11 protein-coding genes are annotated in these 15,426 nt (G+C 70.6%); 3 read left to right on the forward strand and 8 right to left on the reverse strand.

Translation table 11 applies throughout. From position 1 onward, the window contains the following. Nucleotides 1–155: 155 nt before the first annotated feature. Together WME82_RS38385 and WME82_RS38390 are read right to left on the reverse strand one after the other, a co-directional pair. Nucleotides 156–797: a hypothetical protein gene (locus WME82_RS38385; RefSeq protein WP_438039389.1), complete on the reverse strand. Its 642-nt coding sequence runs from the start codon at nt 795–797 to the stop codon at nt 156–158. Further along, a complete protein-coding gene (locus WME82_RS38390) occupies nt 794–2,104 on the reverse strand; it encodes an AAA family ATPase (protein ID WP_438039390.1) in 1,311 nt (436 codons plus the stop codon). The genes WME82_RS38385 and WME82_RS38390 overlap by 4 nt, the downstream gene beginning before the upstream one ends. A 183-nt stretch (nt 2,105–2,287) precedes the next feature. Between WME82_RS38390 and WME82_RS38395 the strand changes: the two genes are divergently transcribed. Together WME82_RS38395 and WME82_RS38400 are read left to right on the forward strand one after the other, a co-directional pair. Beyond that, nucleotides 2,288–3,643 carry a DNA polymerase beta superfamily protein gene (locus tag WME82_RS38395; RefSeq protein ID WP_438039391.1) on the forward strand — a complete coding sequence of 452 codons (1,356 nt, stop codon included), beginning with the start codon at nt 2,288–2,290 and terminating at the stop codon, nt 3,641–3,643. Then, nucleotides 3,640–4,419, forward strand: coding sequence for a nucleotidyltransferase domain-containing protein (locus tag WME82_RS38400; protein WP_438039392.1), 780 nt, complete (start codon nt 3,640–3,642; stop codon nt 4,417–4,419). The genes WME82_RS38395 and WME82_RS38400 overlap by 4 nt, the downstream gene beginning before the upstream one ends. 126 nt (nt 4,420–4,545) lie before the next feature. Here WME82_RS38400 and WME82_RS38405 read toward each other — a convergent pair whose 3' ends face one another. The 3 genes from WME82_RS38405 to WME82_RS38415 all read right to left on the reverse strand — a co-directional run bounded on the left by WME82_RS38405 (nt 4,546) and on the right by WME82_RS38415 (nt 8,587). After that, nucleotides 4,546–6,315: a protein kinase domain-containing protein gene (locus WME82_RS38405; RefSeq protein WP_438039393.1), complete on the reverse strand. Its 1,770-nt coding sequence runs from the start codon at nt 6,313–6,315 to the stop codon at nt 4,546–4,548. Nucleotides 6,316–6,387: 72 nt separating this feature from the next. Further along, nucleotides 6,388–6,984, reverse strand: a complete 597-nt coding sequence (locus WME82_RS38410) for a TIGR00725 family protein (protein ID WP_437852892.1) — start codon at nt 6,982–6,984, stop codon at nt 6,388–6,390. Nucleotides 6,985–7,252: 268 nt separating this feature from the next. Then, complete coding sequence (locus tag WME82_RS38415) at nt 7,253–8,587, reverse strand: GDSL-type esterase/lipase family protein (protein ID WP_438039394.1); 1,335 nt, start codon at nt 8,585–8,587, stop codon at nt 7,253–7,255. 284 nt (nt 8,588–8,871) lie between these two features. On the opposite strand from WME82_RS38415, the gene WME82_RS38420 reads away from it, so the two are divergent. Further along, on the forward strand, nt 8,872–9,036 hold the full coding sequence (locus WME82_RS38420; RefSeq protein ID WP_438039395.1) for a hypothetical protein: 165 nt from the start codon (nt 8,872–8,874) through the stop codon (nt 9,034–9,036). A 3-nt stretch (nt 9,037–9,039) separates the two neighbouring features. Here WME82_RS38420 and WME82_RS38425 read toward each other — a convergent pair whose 3' ends face one another. From WME82_RS38425 to rtcR, 3 genes are all read right to left on the reverse strand, one after another. Then, on the reverse strand, nt 9,040–10,116 hold the full coding sequence (locus WME82_RS38425; RefSeq protein WP_438039396.1) for a formylglycine-generating enzyme family protein: 1,077 nt from the start codon (nt 10,114–10,116) through the stop codon (nt 9,040–9,042). Then, nucleotides 10,113–13,268, reverse strand: a complete 3,156-nt coding sequence (locus WME82_RS38430; RefSeq protein WP_438039397.1) for a hypothetical protein — start codon at nt 13,266–13,268, stop codon at nt 10,113–10,115. Before WME82_RS38430 ends, WME82_RS38425 begins: the two co-directional genes overlap by 4 nt. A gap of 483 nt (nt 13,269–13,751) precedes the next feature. Next, nucleotides 13,752–15,407, reverse strand: a complete 1,656-nt coding sequence (gene rtcR / locus WME82_RS38435; RefSeq protein ID WP_438039398.1) for an RNA repair transcriptional activator RtcR — start codon at nt 15,405–15,407, stop codon at nt 13,752–13,754. Nucleotides 15,408–15,426: the final 19 nt, after the last annotated feature.

The following is a 15,426-nucleotide window of genomic DNA, read 5'->3' on the forward strand; positions in this document are numbered from 1 at the left end:
AGACCCGGCGCGGGCTGCCAGCCCGCGGAGCGATCCGCTGGCGACGCGCTGATGCCCGCATCGCTTGCACGGCGGCGCGTGACGCGCGGGCGCTCTCGATGAGGGGCCCGGACTCGACCCAGACACACGAAGGTCGTGCGCGATCGGCGAGCGGCCTATGCGCCCCAGGGGGTCGCGATGGCAGCGATCGCCTTCCGCAACTCCTCGTCGAACTGCTGAAACGCCGCGAGGCGCCGCAGTGCACCGAGGCGCACCTCGGCCCCGAGGACCGCATAGTACTCCTCCACGCCTCGACCCATCCGCGCGCCCAGGCCACAGAGCGCCGTCTCCAGGACAGCTTTCGGGTCGGACTCCGCTTCGGGATCGGGAGGCAAGAGCGGCGTCCGGTCGGTCTCGAAGATGCGGCAGAACGCATCGGGGTCGGCCAACATCCACGCCTCGGTCTCCCGCACGGGGACGCAGGCGGCCGCGGCGAGCTCGGGGCGCGCGCGCCGCGCGCGGGCGAGGCCCGGCTCGATCCGCTCGCGCCGCACCTCATCGGGAGCGCCCTCGCCGTCGCTGTGCACGACGAACAGGTTGCACTCGCTCCAGCTCTCCTCGATCGCCGCGGCGATCCGCTCTTCCCGGCTGGCTCCCCGCATGCGTCGCGGCTCACTGATGCGCCGGGCATCATCTATATAGAAGCCGCCCTTGCAGATCTCGACGGCGAGCGGCGGCAAGATACGGTTGATCAAGTTGCAGAGGAACCGGTCATCCGCGGGGCCCTCGGCGTAAACCCCTGCACATAGCCAGATCACGCCTCGTCCTCCGGGCGCGCGGCGTCCAGGATGCGCTCGATCTCTCGCCGGGAGACCGTGCTCGGGTCGCGCTCCGGGCCGTCGGCAGCGCGCACGTGGCGCATGCGCGTGGAGCGGAGATCGTCTCCCCGCCGGACGAGATCCGCGAAGACGAGCGACTCGGGCCTCCCGTGGAGCGCGGCGACGAGCGCCGGCGAGTGGCTCGTGAGCAGCACCTGCGGCGGGAGGACGTCGCCCCCGGGCGTCGTGGCGTCGACGAGCTTGTCGATCAGAGCGCGCAGCCGGCCGGGATAGATGCCATTCTCCGGCTCCTCGACGGCGATCAGCGCGCCAGGCGGCGAGCCGCGCAGGAGCGTGAGCAGCGCGATGAGGCGCAGCGTGCCGTCCGAGAGGACGCGGGCGGGCACGCGGGCGCCGTCCGTGAACTCCACTTCCAGCCGTAGTTCTTCGTCGGCCGGAACCACCTCGAACGAGCGAAAACCTGGGATGAGCTCCGCGAGATCGGCCCGGATCTGCGCGCGTGCCGCGGGCGCCAGCGCGACAAGCGCCGTCGGGAGGTTGGAGCCGTCGATCGTGAGGGTAGGGCCAGCAGCGCGGTCGCTGGAGAGGCGAAGCTTGGAAGGCTCGAAGTGGACGATACGGATCGCGCTGAGCTCCTTCGCGACTTTGGCGAGCAAGCTCGCGGAGCGTGCTCCTGCCATAACGCCGCGGCCAGGAAGATCTCCGAGGGAACCAGGGTCCCACTCCAGCCCGAAGTGATTCCAACGAATGACCCGAGTGTCCGGCCCGGTCGCCGGCCTTGCGCCCTCCACCTTGAAAACGCTTTCCTTCTTGCGTGCGAGGCTCGGGACATCGTAACGAACCAGCGGCTCCAGCTCCGGATGCCGTGCGATCCACGTATCTGCGGCCGGATCATCGAGGATGACGAAGCGCTGTTCATCGATGGTGATATCCTCGATCCCTGAAGAAAGGACGGCGCGCCCGATCTCGGTCCTGTGGAGCACCCTCGTCACGAACGGCTCCTCCCAAGAAGGGTGGCTGGTTGTATCGAGAAGCATCTCCACGCTGATGCTGATCTTCTCCGCCGCTCCATCCCGCAGCCGCGAGAACTGATCCCGGATCGCCCCGCGACCGCCCTTCAGCGCCTCGGTGACGCTGGTCTGGGCGAGCCGTGACAGGAGGTGCAGCGCGTCGAGGAGGTTCGACTTGCCCGCGCCGTTGGGGCCCACGATCGCCGTCAGCGGCTCCAGGTCCAGCCCGAAGCCGCGGAGCGACTTGAACCCGTCGACCTCGATCCGCGTGATCATCGCCGGTCACCGTACCGCAGCCGCCCCCCCAGCGCACCGGCCCGCCCCGCAGGACCCGCCGCGCGCCACGGCCCCACCCCGCCTGAGCCCCTCTCGATCGAGCTCCGCAAAGCGAGGCAAGCCGCGCCGTACGTCCCGCACGAGCCCGCTCGGCCCCGCCGTCCCGCATGGTAGCGTCCTCGCATGGAGCTCCGCCTGCGCGGCCTCACCCACCTCGATCCGCTCGCCGTCCCTCTGCCCCACGGCACCGAGGTGACCACCCGGGTCGACCGGGTCCTCGGGGAGCGCCGCGTCCTGCAGGGCGCCATCGGGCGCGTCGTCGGCTCGGCGGGCGCCGAGCTCGACGTGATGCTCGTCGGCGTGGGCGTCGTCCGCTATCGCCGGGACGAGCTCGTCCCGCGCAAGACCGGCCAGGTGCGGCACGCGGAGCGGCGCAGCGCCGCCTGGGACGCGCTCCTGCCCGCCGTCGTCCTCGAGGCCGTCGTGGGGTCGCGCGCGTGGGGGCTCGCGAACGAGGGGTCCGACACCGACCGGCGCGGCGTCTTCGCCCTCCCCTTCCCCTGGACCACGGGCCTCGCCGAGCCGCCGCGGGACCTCGTGAGCGCCGACGGCAGCGCCTCGTACTGGGAGGTCGAGAAGGCCATCCGGCAGGCCCTGCGCGCCGACCCGAACACCCTCGAGCTGCTCTTCGTCCGCACCGCCGAGGCGCGCGACGACATCGGCGCCTGGATCCTCGAGGCGCGCGACGCGTTCGTCTCCTCGGCCATCTACGGCAGCTTCGGCCGCTACGCGCTCTCGCAGCTCAAGCGGCTCTCGCAGGCGCACCGGCTGGCCGAGCACCGGGAGCGCGTGCTCGACTGGCTCGCGAACGACCCCGCGATGTCGCTCGACGACGTCGCCCGGAAGCTCGCCGCCATCAGCCCGCGCGCCGCGCCGACCGAGGCCGACAGGGAGCTCCAGGCGAAGGAGTACATCAAGCAGCTCTACCGCTCGCTCCACGACCAGGGCCTGCTGCCCGCGCGCGACTTCGCCTCGCTCGCGGCCTTCGCCCGGGCGGACAGGACGTCGCTCGACCTCTCCCGCGACCTCCGCCCCAAGAACGCCTACAACCTGGTTCGCCTCATCGCGACCGCCATCCGCTGGCTGCGCGACGGCGAGGTCGACCTGGTCGTGCAGGGCGATCTCCGCGAGACGCTCCTCGCCATCAAGAGCGGCGCCTGGCCGCTCGATCGCACCATCGAGCTCGCCGAGTCGATGACGCCCGACCTCGAGGCCGCGCGGCTCGCAACCAGGTTGCCGCCGCACCCCGACGTGCCCCGCGCCGACGTGCTCCTCCGGCGGGTCCGCGAGGAGATCGCCCGCCGGCACCTCGCGGCGGAGCCCGGCCCCCTCGGCAGGGACGCTCCCCCCGCGCCGGTCGCGGCCTGGGACGACAGAGACGCGGCCCCCGCGCCCGGCAACGACCCCACGCCCGGCAACGATCCCACGCCCGGCAACGACCCCACGCCCGGCAACGAGTTGAGAAAGGACGACGGATGAACCCCCAGGTGCTCGAAGCAAAGCAGCAGGAGGTCGCGGCGCGCGTCATCGCCGAGGAGGAGGCCAAGCGTTCGCACCTCGTCATCGCGCTCAGCGGCGCGCACGCGTACGGGTTCCCCTCGCCGGACAGCGACCTCGACCTCAAGTCGGTTCACGTCGAGCCGACCGAGAAGCTGCTCGGCCTCCATCGCAGCAACGCGAGCCCCGAGCGGATGCAGGTCATCGACGGCGTCGAGATCGACTACACGTCGAACGAGCTCCACCCCGTCCTCATCGGCGTCCTCCAGGGCAACGGCAACTACATCGAGCGGATCCTCGGCCCCCTCCAGCTCCACGTCGATCCCGACCTCGCCTCCCTTCGCCCGCTCGTCGCCGCCGCGCTCTCGCGCCGGATCTTCCGCCACTACATCGGCTTCGCCACGAGCCAGCTCCGCGCCTGGGAGGCGGGAGGGCGCTCGTCGGCGAAGAAGCTCCTCTATGTCCTCAGGACCACGTTGACCGGCGCCCACGCCCTCCGGACGGGCGAGATCGTCACCGACGTCACCGCGCTCCTCGACCTCTACGGCTTCAGCGCCGCGCGCGAGCTGGTCGAGGCCAAGCGCGCCGGAGAGCAGGCGCCGCTCGCTCCCGACGTCGCCGAGCGCTGGGCCGAGCAGATCGCCCGCGCCTTCACGACCCTCGAGGCGGCCCGCGACCACGCCGTGCTGCCGGAGGAGCCGCCCAACCAGGGAGAGCTCAACGACTGGCTGCTCGCGCTGCGCAAGGCGCGGCTCTGAGGCGCGGCGAGGGTTCGCAGGCACGTCCACCGACGTGCGCACACGGGCACGCCGGAGCGCCGATCCCCGGACGGCCCAGGGCCGCTCCACGCTCGTTCCCGCGGCGCATGCCCGGCCAGCCCGGCCTCACCGCGGCAGCGAGCAGCCGTCCCCGCACGCCTTGCGGCCGTCGCCGCACTTCACCGCGGGCCCCTGCCCCACGCAGGTCACCGGGCATCCTCCCCCGGCATTGGAGCACGCCACCGCGCACGAGCCCATGCACATCACCTGGCACCCTCCGACCCGATTGCACCTCACGACGCTCCTGTCGCCCACGACGTGGGCGCACTTGTTGACGTCCTCGCAGGTGATCGAGCACCCCGCGCCGCAGGTGACCTGGCACGTCTCCGCGTTGCGGCAGTCGGTGGAGCAGCCGTCGGCGCACGTCGTGCTGCACCCCGTGCTCCTCGCGCACGAAGACTGGCAGTCACCGGCGCAGTGGCTCGCGCAGCTCTCTCGATCGGAGCAGCTCGGCCTGCAGCCGGGCGCGTCGCCGCACGTCAGCAGGCAGCTCACCGGCACGTTTCCCGGACTGCCGCCCGGGCAAGTGCAAGGCACGCCCGGCGGGCAGCCGGCGGGGTCGACCGCGAGCGCCGCAGCGCTCCGGGCCCGCGCGGCATCCGGGAGGGACACCGGCGCGCCGCTGTCGCCAGCGTCGCCGGCGCCCTGGTCGCGGGAGGGCCAGAGCAGCAGCACCATGCCGACTCCCACGCAGAAGAGGAGCGCCCCCACCCCGCCGACGACGGCGATCTGCGTCGCTCCCGGCGCGCGCGGCCCCCGCCCCCGGGGCGCGGCCCCCGCCCCCGGATAAGGCTGGCCCGGAGGAGCCCCCGTCGAGGCGGCCACCGCCGCCGGCATCACCCCCCCCGGCGGGCTCGCGCTCGGGAACTGCGCCCCCACCGGCGGCCCGTCGGGGATGGCCCGGCCGTACGCGCGCGTGCGCTCGTCCATCTTGGCCAGCTCCCCCGTCGCGAAGGGCGGCTCCTCGCCCCGTCGCAGCGCGCGCACGTCAGCGAGCATCGTTTGCGCGTCCGGATAGCGACGCTCGACCTGGAAGGCGAGCGCGCGGTCCACGACGCGCGCGATCCGCGGATCCACGCCCGGCGCCACCGTCGACAGCGGAGGAGCCGGCGTCGTGCCCCTCTTCACGAGGAGCTCTCCCTCGGTGAGCCCATCGTCGTCGTGGACTCGACGGTTCGCGAGGACGGTGAACATCGTCGCGCCCACCGCGTAGAGGTCGGCCCGCCCGTCCACGTTCCTCCCCAGGATCTGCTCGGGCGCCATGTAGCTCGTCGTGCCCAGCACCGCGCCTGTCCGCGTCTTCAGCCCCGAGCCGCCCTGCTTCATGCGCGCGATCCCGAAATCGAGCACCTTGAGCCGCCCATCGCGGGTCACGAAGAGGTTGTCCGGCTTGATGTCCCGATGGACGATCCCGGCGTCGTGCGCTGCCTTGATGACCTCGAGGAGCGTGTCCATGTGGGCGAGGAGCTCGGTCGAATCGATCGTACCGAGCCGCAACACGCGCTCGCGGAGGCTCTCTCCGTCGAGCAGCTCCATGACCAGGAACGGCTCTCCTCGCTCGGTCACGTCGATGTCGTGGACCTGCACCGCGGCCGGGTGCCCGAGCCGCGCGGCGGCGAGCGCCTCCTGCTCGAAGCGGGCGCGGAGCTCCCGGGACACGGCGCCCTCCGGGTGCAGGATCTTGATGGCCACGCGGTGCCCCACGTGATGGGTGGCCGCGTAGACGGCCGCCATCCCCCCCGCCCCGATCAGCGCGTCAATCCGCCATTTTCCGTGGAGGATCGTCCCGACGCGGGCTCTCAGCCGCTGGATCTCGTCCTCTTCCGCTTCCGACATCGGCGCGGAGGCTAGCACGGGCTGCCGCGCGGCCGGCTCGCGCGGAGGCCGCGCCGCGCGCGCAGCGCCCTGTCACGCCCCCCGGCCGCGACCGCGGCCCGCCGCCTCCCACGCCCTCGCCACCGCCTCTTCCGCGCTCGCGACCGAAACGATCCTGTCCGAGCGCCGGTCGTCCACGCGCCCCCCGGCGAGCTGCCTCGCCCAGCCCCCGCTCGTCGCGAGCGCGAGCACCGGCTTGCCGAGCTGCCAGGCGACGGCGATCTCGCTCAGCGTGCCCGCGCCGCCGCCGACGACCACGACCACGTCGGCCATGGCGACGACCAGGATGTTGCGCCCGATCTGCATGCCGGTCGGGACGACGATGTCCACGTACGGGTTGGCCGTGGACGCCTCGTACCCTGGCAGGATCCCCAGGATATCGCCGTCGCGCCACGTCGCCGCCTCGCGCCCGCCGCGCGACACGGCGGCCATGACGCCCCCCAGCCCCCCGGTGACCAGCCGGAACCCCGCCTCCACGGCGCGCCGCCCGAGCTCGACGCACACAACCTCGGTCGCCGCGTCCACCGCGAGGCCGTTGCCGATCACCGCCATCACGGGGCGGCGCGGCACGTAGGGAGCGATGTCCCGCTTCGTGTCCTCCTCTTCTCGCTCGTCCCGATCGTCGTCCATCACGGCTCCGCTCCGGCGCCTGCTATTTCTTCAGCCGGCCGATGAGCTGATCGCCCAGCTTGGGCTGATCGATCTTCCCGAGCCAGATGCTCCACCCTGGAGGGCGCGGGCCGGCCGAGCCCCCCGAGGGCACTGCTCCCCGGGCCGCCGTTCGTGCGCCCGATCGAGCTAGCCCCCGCGGCCGCGTGGAGTCAAGGCTCGCGCCGGCGCCGCGGGCGCGCTCGGTCGCGTGGTCGCGTGGTCGCGTGTCGCCCGGCGTCGGGTCGCGCTACCGCTGGGCCGGGTAGAGGCCGTCCACGGCGTCGGCCCAGAGCTTGTTCATGGCCACCCGCCCGGCGGGATCCGGGTGCACCTTGTCGGTGAACTGGGTGGGATGGTCCTCGAACCACGCATACAGATCCGGCCCAGGAGGGAGGCCGTTCTCCTCCGTCAGCGCGTCGATCGCCTGGTTGAACGCCGGGACGGCGTTGTGGTGGCCGTCCGGCGAGAAAGGGATATGCGCGAGCACCGGGACGCGGCCCGCTGCCTCGATCTTGTCGATGAGCTGCTGCAGGTTCGCCTTGAAGGTGCTCGGGTCGGTCTGGTCCCAGGAGTCGTTGGTGCCGTAGCCGATCGCGAAGTAGTGGAAGTCGGGGTTCATCTCCAGGACATCATCGATGCGATCGAGCGCGCTGGGCTTGTCGCTGCTCTTCGTGAGCTCTCCCCCGATGCCGCCGTTGATCATCGCCGGATAGTGGGCCGGGTGCGCCGCGTGCACGTTCTCGGCGAAGCTCGGCTGCGTGGCCGGGGTGTCGCGGTCATAGGCGAACGCCGTGATGCTGTCGCCGAGGAAGAACCACGTGTCCTCCGCACCCTTCGAGATGTCGTGCACGTCGATCTCGTCGAGCTGCACGCCGGTGTCGTCGGTCGTCGCGGGGGCCGCGGTCACGACGAGCCGGACCCAGCTCTTGCCGCCGAAATCGAAGCTGTGGGCGCGCGTGCGGACCGGGTTGTTGGTCACCTCCGCGACCTTGGTCCAGGTGCCGTCCGAGCCGTTCGTGGAGTCGCTCGACGTCTCCACGCGGTAGGCGCCCGGCGCCCCGTATTGCACGTCCGTGTAGTTGTAGTTGTACGAGGCCGTCCAGCTCAGGAGCAGCCGCTCGTACCCGGTGCCGACCTGGATGGCGACCCAGGCGGGCGCGGCCGAGGTGGGCTTGCCCGCGATCCAGGTCCCCGCCGACCTGTACTTGCCGTCGTTGATCACCGACGCCGTCCCCGCCGAGGCGAAGGCCGGCTTGCCGCGAGAGATGATGGGGTTGGGCACGATCCCCTGCGCGTCCGCACCGCCGCCGGTGCCGCCGGTGCCGCCGCCGCCGCCGCCGCCGGTGCCGCCGCCGGTGCCGCCGCCACCCGTGTCCCCGGCGCCGCCCGTACCACCGCCCGCGCCGCCCGTGCCCTGCGCGGTGGTGCTCCCCGAGCCCCCGGAGCTCGCCGACGAGCCGCCCGTGCCCCCGGAGCTCGCTGATGCGCCGCCGCCGTCGTCGTCCGAGCAGGCCGACAGGAGGACTACCGCCCCCAGCGCAAGGGCCAGGAAAGGTGACTGGTGAAATGAACGAAAAGCCATCGAAACTGACCTCCAGCGCCGGGCACTCTGGGGCAGTTCGGCGCCACGATCAACCACCTCCATCATCGATCCACGCCGACAAAATGAACCGGTAAAGTCCAGTTCGCTGCACCACAGATCGCAGCAGCCAAGGAAAGTGCCTCGGCGAGTGAAACAGTCAACTGAAACGGTAAATATTCAGAGATGTTACCCGTCGCGATGGGGGCACGGCAGGTCCTCGCGACGGACGGTGCCCACGGTCGGGATCAACCGTTCGGGCGTCGGCCAGGCGCGACCGCCGCGCGGTGGTGTTCCCCGCGCGCCGCGCCGAGGTGGCGCCGCGGCGCCGGCTCCACCAGCTGGAGGTGGCGCGGGGCTTGAGCGAGGAGGGCGACGACGATCCCGGGCTGCTCGCGGCCGCCGACGCCCAGCCCGACGAGGCCCTCCGCCACGAGGCGCCCGGCGGCTGAGCCTCACTTGATGGTTCGGACGAGGCGGAAGCCGACGCCTCGGTACGCCGCGTCCGACGCTGGGTAATTCTGGCCGGCCACGCGCAGCATATCCCGCGAGCCCGCGGCGTTGCCACCCCGAGCCACGCGGAGATCCGCCGCGTCGGTCCTCAGCGCGATCTCCGTGGCAGGGTTCGTCACGGGCCCCTCGGCGTCGTGAAAGACCGGTCGATCGCTGGTCCATTCGAAGACGTTGCCGAGCATGTCGAACAGGAGCCAGCGGTTGGGCCGCTTCGTCCCCACGGGGTGCGTGCGCCCCCCCGAATTCACGTCATACCATGCGATGGGCTCGAGGCTCGGCTCGGGGTCGTAGCGCGCATCCGGATTCGCTCCGGTGATGTCACCTCCGTAGTAGGCCGTCCTCGTCCCCGCGCGCGCGGCGTACTCCCATTCTGCCTCCGTTGGCAGGCGATAGCCCTCGCACTCGTGGACGCTCGTCGCGCCGCCCGTGAGGTCCACGCGACCGCAGATCACGCCGCGACCCAGCTCGCCTTGACATTCGGAGAGCTCGAAGCAGGGCGCGAGCGGCGGTTCGTGACGTGCGGAGAGCAGGTTCGCGAAGAGCAGGGCTTCGAACCACGTCGCATAGCGAAGCGGGCACGCGTCGTCCTTGCAGGTCACCGGACCTTCCTGCACCTTCTCCGGCTTCTCCGGCATGACGCTGACGAGCTCCGACCACTGCTTGCGCGTCAGCTCGAACTGCCCGATCTCGAACCCGCGCTCGAGCGTGACCGCCCTTGGGATCTCGGAGCTCTCACCACGCCAGAGCTCGCTCTCTGGCGAGCCCATGATGAAGCAGCCCGGCGGAATGCGACACCAACCATCCGCGCACTCAGCCACCACCGCCGGATGCCGACACACGGATCCATCGGCGGAGGCGGCTTCCCAGCCAGCCACCTCCGGACCGGCCGGGGCCATGTTGCTGGCCGGCGCGACGGAGGGCTCCTGGCGCTCCGCCTCGGGCTGGCAGCCGAGGGGTACGATCAGGAGAGCCCAGAGAGCGACACCGATCGCGCACGTCATCGAACCGCTTGTATTCATGGCTCGTCGCTGACCCCGAGGTCCGCCCCCACGACTTCGAATCGATCCGCTGCGGGCTGAGTCTTGAACCCCTCCGTCACGAGCAAGGCAACGCCGCCGAGCAGGCTCTCGTGGCCCAGTCCGCCATTCCAGCTGACGCGCTTTCCCTTGCAAGATTCGATGTTCTCTGCCGATTCACTGCACGCGGCGAGGTAGGCGTTGAAGAGATCCTTCATCCTCCAGCGCAACTCCGGCGTCGGATGGTTGTCGACCCCGTAGAGAAACTCCAGCCAATCGTACTCGGTGCCGAACGAGAGGAGGTCGGGGGACGAGCTCTGGTCGATGCAGTGCGTGTTGCGCCACCGGACGGCCTGCTTGCAGCTCACCGGGATCGGCGGCTGATTGACGTAGAGCCCGGTGACCGGGTCCTGCTCGCAATCGGTCACGCCCGGCATGCACGCCGTGTTCGACATCGGCTTGTAGTAGACGAACGTGCAGTCGGATTCCATGTCGGCGTTGAAGGCCTTGGCCGCGAAGTACTGAGCAAACCCCTCGACCTGCGCGGCGTTCGGCTCCTCCAGCGATTGCAGGCAATGGAGCCGCTGATCGGGGGGGACGCCATCGCAGCGACAGAGCGCGAGCTGGTCGGCTTCGCCCGCGCCGCAGCCGTACTCCGGCCTCATCAGCCCTTGACCGTTGCCCTGAATGAAATGACCGAACTCGTGCGCGACGACGTACTTGAAGCGGGTCGACGAAGCGACCAGACCATCTGGCTCGAGAAGCAACGTGTTGCCGCTCCTGCAGCTCGTCTGGAGCTGCTCCCCCGTGCAGGGATCGCTGGTGAGACAATATTCGTCGACGACGATCTCGATTCGACCATTGCCCTCGTAACGATGATCGATCATCGCACGTACGATGCCAAGCTCCCCATCGCTCTCGTGTTCACGTTTGAGCATCTGGCTGATCGCAGCGCCGGCTCGGGTGATCGAGTTGTGCTCGGTGAAGACCGGACGAAGGGGGGCCGGGGGCGTCGTGGGCCAATCGATCTGGCGGGCCGAGCACGTCGCGTCGGTGACGCTCCCGACGTCCTCCGCGTAGATCGCGCACATGGAGGCCGGCCCGCTCTGCCCGGTTTGCCGCACGACGACGTTGGCCCCGGTGAACGCTGAGCCGTTCATGGCGCAGTTGGTCTCCGAAGGGTCCAGGCAGTGCTGGCTGATGACGCGGGTCGCGATCTGGAGATCGGTGCCCAGCTGCCAGTGCGAGCGAACGGGGAGCTTGGGCCTCGGAACGCAGCCGTTGACGTCGAGCACGCCGCCGCGGTCGAACAACACGCCGGTCGAGTTCGTCATCGTGATCTGGTAGCGCGCAAAGCTCGCCGGGACCGGCTGCATCGCCTTGCCGGGAAGGTAGTCCTCGCTGCCGATGCCAGTCCAGGGGCCAGAGTCGATGAACTGCGCGTTCCAGTCGAAGCAGATGTCCGGGCTCGCGATCGGCGTCGCGGTGAAGCACATGCGGCCGCCGTCGATGCACGTCTCGTTCGCGCCGGTAGCGCCGGTATACAGGTCGACGTCGAACCCGTAGTCCCGGAGGTCGTCGTCTGCCAGGCAGAACCATGCATCGTCGTCGTCCACGTCGACCGAGACGTGGACCGTGGCCCGGTCGCGGGCGACCTGCACCGTGCCGCTGCTCGTCCGACCCTTGTCCTGGCCGTCGATGACGAGCTTGGCGACGAACGGATCGACCGAACCACACAGCCCCTCGCTCTCATCGAAGTTGAGCGAGGTGACCGTGAACGTGAAGGCGGCGGGGCCGGCCTCCTCGTTGCTCGTGTTGCCCACTTGCGGGCCCACGAAGTCGCCGTACACCTCCGAAGCCAGGTGGGACGTGGCGGACGTCGTCACCTCCGGCGCGAGCTGCACGCTCAAGGACGCGAGCGACACGCCCGGGCGCTCGATGGGGACGAGGGCGGGCGGCGGGGCGGGCTCTGGCTCCGGGGGGACATCTCCCAGATCGCAAGCGGGGCTGGACGAGCTCGCGGTCGCCGTCTCTCCGGCGAGCTGCCACGAGAGGCTGCCGCTCAGGTCGAAGGGCGCAAAGAACACCTTGTCGTGCACCCCGGGCAAGAGCGTCGTGGGCGGCACCACGCCTCCCGCGGGGACGAGCTGGTTCTGGGGGCCGAGCGGCACCGTGACCGGGAAGTCGCTCTCGTTCTCGTAGCCGAAGAGCGCGGCCCCCGCAGGGTGCTTGAAGCGTCGCACGCACTTGACCACCGGGTGAATGTTCAGGACATCGTGCCAGTGGTCGAAGGGGTCGAACGTGATGGTGGAGCCCGCCTCGGCGGCCTCGACCGTTTGCCCGAAGAACGACCCTCGATGTCCGGGCGACCCGACCGGCGCGAGGCGCAGGGTCGCGCTGGGCGCCACGATGGTCCCGTTGAACGCGGACTCGAGCGAGACGGTCCCGGTCCCGAGGTAGGCCAGGAAGAAGCTGCTGTCCGGGCCGACGATCTGAACGCCCCCTTTGAAGTCGAGCAGCTGGCGTACGTAGACGATCACCGGGCCGGCCGACGTGTCGAGGCGGGCGATCGACTGAGGCTGCATCTGGAGCTGATCGAGATAGTACGTGCCCGAGCTGAGATCCAGCGTGCTCCGGGAGCCGACGGAGACGCTCGTGTAACCTCCCGGGGCCAGCGACGAGGTCGTGTCCGGTCCGACGGGCGGTACGCTGACGAGCGACGGGAAGTCGACCGTGAAGCGCAGGTTCCCGAGCGGGTCGAGGGGCGTGGCTGCCAGCTCGGTCCCGACGATCGCTGCGCCGGCTTGCTTGGTGATGGTGCCTGCCGCCTGGACCGTGCCGGTGGCCTCCGTCTGACTCCCGAGCCAGACATTGCCTCCGCTGACGAGCGACCCGGTCCTCGTCGCGGCGTTGACCTCGAGGAGGCCGGTGCCGACGTTCACCGCCGGCGCCGGCGCGCCGTTCACGTCTCGCAGCGTGACCCCGCCGGCGATGCGCAGCGACTGCGATGCATGAAGGGCGACGTTGCTCTGTGAAAAGCCTGATGGGAACCCGAGCGCAATCTCGAACTGGTTCACGAGCGCCTGCTTGGCCGTGGAGATCGCGGCCTGCTCGGGAGCCTCCCCCTCGGGCGTACCACAGGCTACCACGCTCACGCTCGCTGCCAGCGCCAAGGCCCGTGAGAGCCGCGCCTGGATCCTTGAAGCGTCGTTCGTCGTGCCTCTTCCTCTGCCAGCGGCAGAAGGACACAACCTGGTGCGCTCCGGTAGATTGATGTTCTCGTGATTTGCCATTGTCATCCCGTGAGCACAGGCCGCTGTGGAAAACGCTGTTTCTCGGCCGCTCGGACTGGCACGTAGCACTCCATGTGCCAGGCGCAGAGAGCGCGAGATGTCTCGCTCCGTCGCGTTCCACGCGCTGGACGACGGGCCGCCCGCCGCGCGGTGAGCCCCATTCTCCATGACGTGTCACGGGCTGCAGCGTGACATGTCACGGATCGCGGCGTGACATGTCACGGCCCGCAGCGTGGCACGGCCCGCGGGAGCATCGCGCATCGGTCGCGTGCGGCTCTCGGCGGTTCGGCGCCGCAACGTCGTTGCCCAGGCTCGGTCCTGGCCCCGTGATAGGGAGAGCCCTCTTTACCCGCCCTCCGCCACCACCTCGCTCCAGTCGATGTCGAACCGCGCCAGGTACTTCCGCAGCCGGTCCGCGTCGTTGACGCTCTTCTTCTTCGCCCGCGACGCCGCGAACAGCACCCGTCCCGCCTCCGACAGCGACCGCGCGCTCCTCAGCACCCGCAGCACCTCGGCCAGCTGCACCCGGTCGAACGGGTCGAGCGCCGCCGCCCGGCGCGCGCCGAGCGCCGCGACCACGAGATCCTCCCCGTCGCTCCCCTCCCCCGCCGCGCCGCCCGCGGCGGGCGCTCGCCCGCCCGCCGCCGGCGCTCGCCGCCAGGCCTCCACCAGCCGCCCGATCTCCTCCTCCACGATCGGCACCCCGATCCTCCCCCCGGGCGCGAGCGTCGCCATCCGCGTCACGGCCGCGTTGAAGTCCCGGAAGTTGCCCGGCCACACCGCCTCTCGCGACGTCGCGAACTCGAGGAACCGCGCGCGCGCGTCGCGGCTCATCGTGATCCGCACGCCGAGCAGCCGCGCCGAGGCGTCGAGCTCGTAATCGAGGTTCGGCTCGATGTCCTCGACCCGCTCCCTGAGGCCCGGGAGCCGGAACGTCCACAGGTTGATCCTCGCCAGGAGGTCCTCCCGGAAGCGCCCCGCCAAAACCTCCAGCGCGAGATCCCGGTTCGTGCCGGCGAGCAGCTGGAACTCGCTCCTCACCTCCCTGTCCGAGCCGACCGGCAAGAACGCCTTCTCCTCGATCGCCCGCAGCAGCATCGCCTGCTCGTCGGCGCCGAGCTCGCCGATCTCGTCGAGGAAGAGCACCCCCTCGTGGGCCTTGCGCAAGAGCCCCGGGCGGTCCTGGAGCGCCCCCGTGAACGACCCCTTCGTGTGCCCGAACAGCGCCGACATCGCCCCGTCGCCGCGGATCGTCGCGCAGTTCAGATCCACGAAGTCGCCGCCCACCTGCCGGCGCCCCTTCTTGATGTCGTAGATCTTCCGCGCGAGCTGCGATTTGCCCGCCCCCGTCGGGCCCATCAGCAGGATGGGCGCGCGCGACGCGATCGCCACGTGCTCGATCCGCTCGATCAGCCGGTTGTACGCCGCGTTGCGCGTGTCGATGCCGCTCTTCAAGAACGACACCCCCTCGCGCTGCTCCTTCTGGAAGCGCGACGCGATGCGATCGTACTTCGAGAGGTCGAGATCGATGATCGTGAACGACCCGGCCGCGAGCTCCTCACGGTCGCGCTTCGGCGGCGACGTCTGGATGAGCCGACCCGGGAAGTACCGCGACTCCGTGAGCAAGAACAGGCAGATCTGCGCGACGTGCGTGCCCGTCGTGATGTGGACGAGGTAGTCCTCCCGGTCCGGCGCGAACGGGTACGCCCTCGCGAAGTCGTGGAGCGCGCCGTACACCGCCTCGAAGTCCCACGGATCGTCCACCTCGACCACGTGACCGCGGATGTCCGTCTCCGGCGAGGCGCGCCGCACGTCGCCCATCACCGTCTCGGCCAGACCCTCGAAGCGGCGCTGGTAGAGCAGCTCGAACCGGTCGACGATCAGGTCCTCGTGCTGGCACAGCGCCACGCTCGGGCGCCAGCGCGACCAGCGCTCCGCCGTCTTCCCGGTGTCCAGCGTCGGGCCCAGCATGCCGAGGACCACGGTCGTCTTGCGCGTCATAGAAGTTCCTCTAACCATT

Origin of the sequence: Sorangium sp. So ce128, assembly GCF_051525245.1 — a bacterium.
In the GTDB taxonomy this organism is placed as follows: domain Bacteria; phylum Myxococcota_A; class Polyangia; order Polyangiales; family Polyangiaceae; genus Sorangium; species Sorangium cellulosum_B.

Bases quoted from the DNA above. Each gene is read 5' to 3' on its own strand.
- WME82_RS38390 (WP_438039390.1), bottom strand. From the start codon at position 2,104: ATGATCACGCGGATCGAGGTCGACGGGTTCAAGTCGCTCCGCGGCTTC.
- WME82_RS38395 (WP_438039391.1), top strand. From the start codon at position 2,288: ATGGAGCTCCGCCTGCGCGGCCTCACCCACCTCGATCCGCTCGCCGTC.
- WME82_RS38400 (WP_438039392.1), top strand. From the start codon at position 3,640: ATGAACCCCCAGGTGCTCGAAGCAAAGCAGCAGGAGGTCGCGGCGCGC.
- WME82_RS38405 (WP_438039393.1), bottom strand. From the start codon at position 6,315: ATGTCGGAAGCGGAAGAGGACGAGATCCAGCGGCTGAGAGCCCGCGTC.
- WME82_RS38410 (WP_437852892.1), bottom strand. From the start codon at position 6,984: ATGGACGACGATCGGGACGAGCGAGAAGAGGAGGACACGAAGCGGGAC.
- WME82_RS38415 (WP_438039394.1), bottom strand. From the start codon at position 8,587: ATGGCTTTTCGTTCATTTCACCAGTCACCTTTCCTGGCCCTTGCGCTG.
- WME82_RS38425 (WP_438039396.1), bottom strand. From the start codon at position 10,116: ATGAATACAAGCGGTTCGATGACGTGCGCGATCGGTGTCGCTCTCTGG.
- rtcR (WP_438039398.1), bottom strand. From the start codon at position 15,407: ATGACGCGCAAGACGACCGTGGTCCTCGGCATGCTGGGCCCGACGCTG.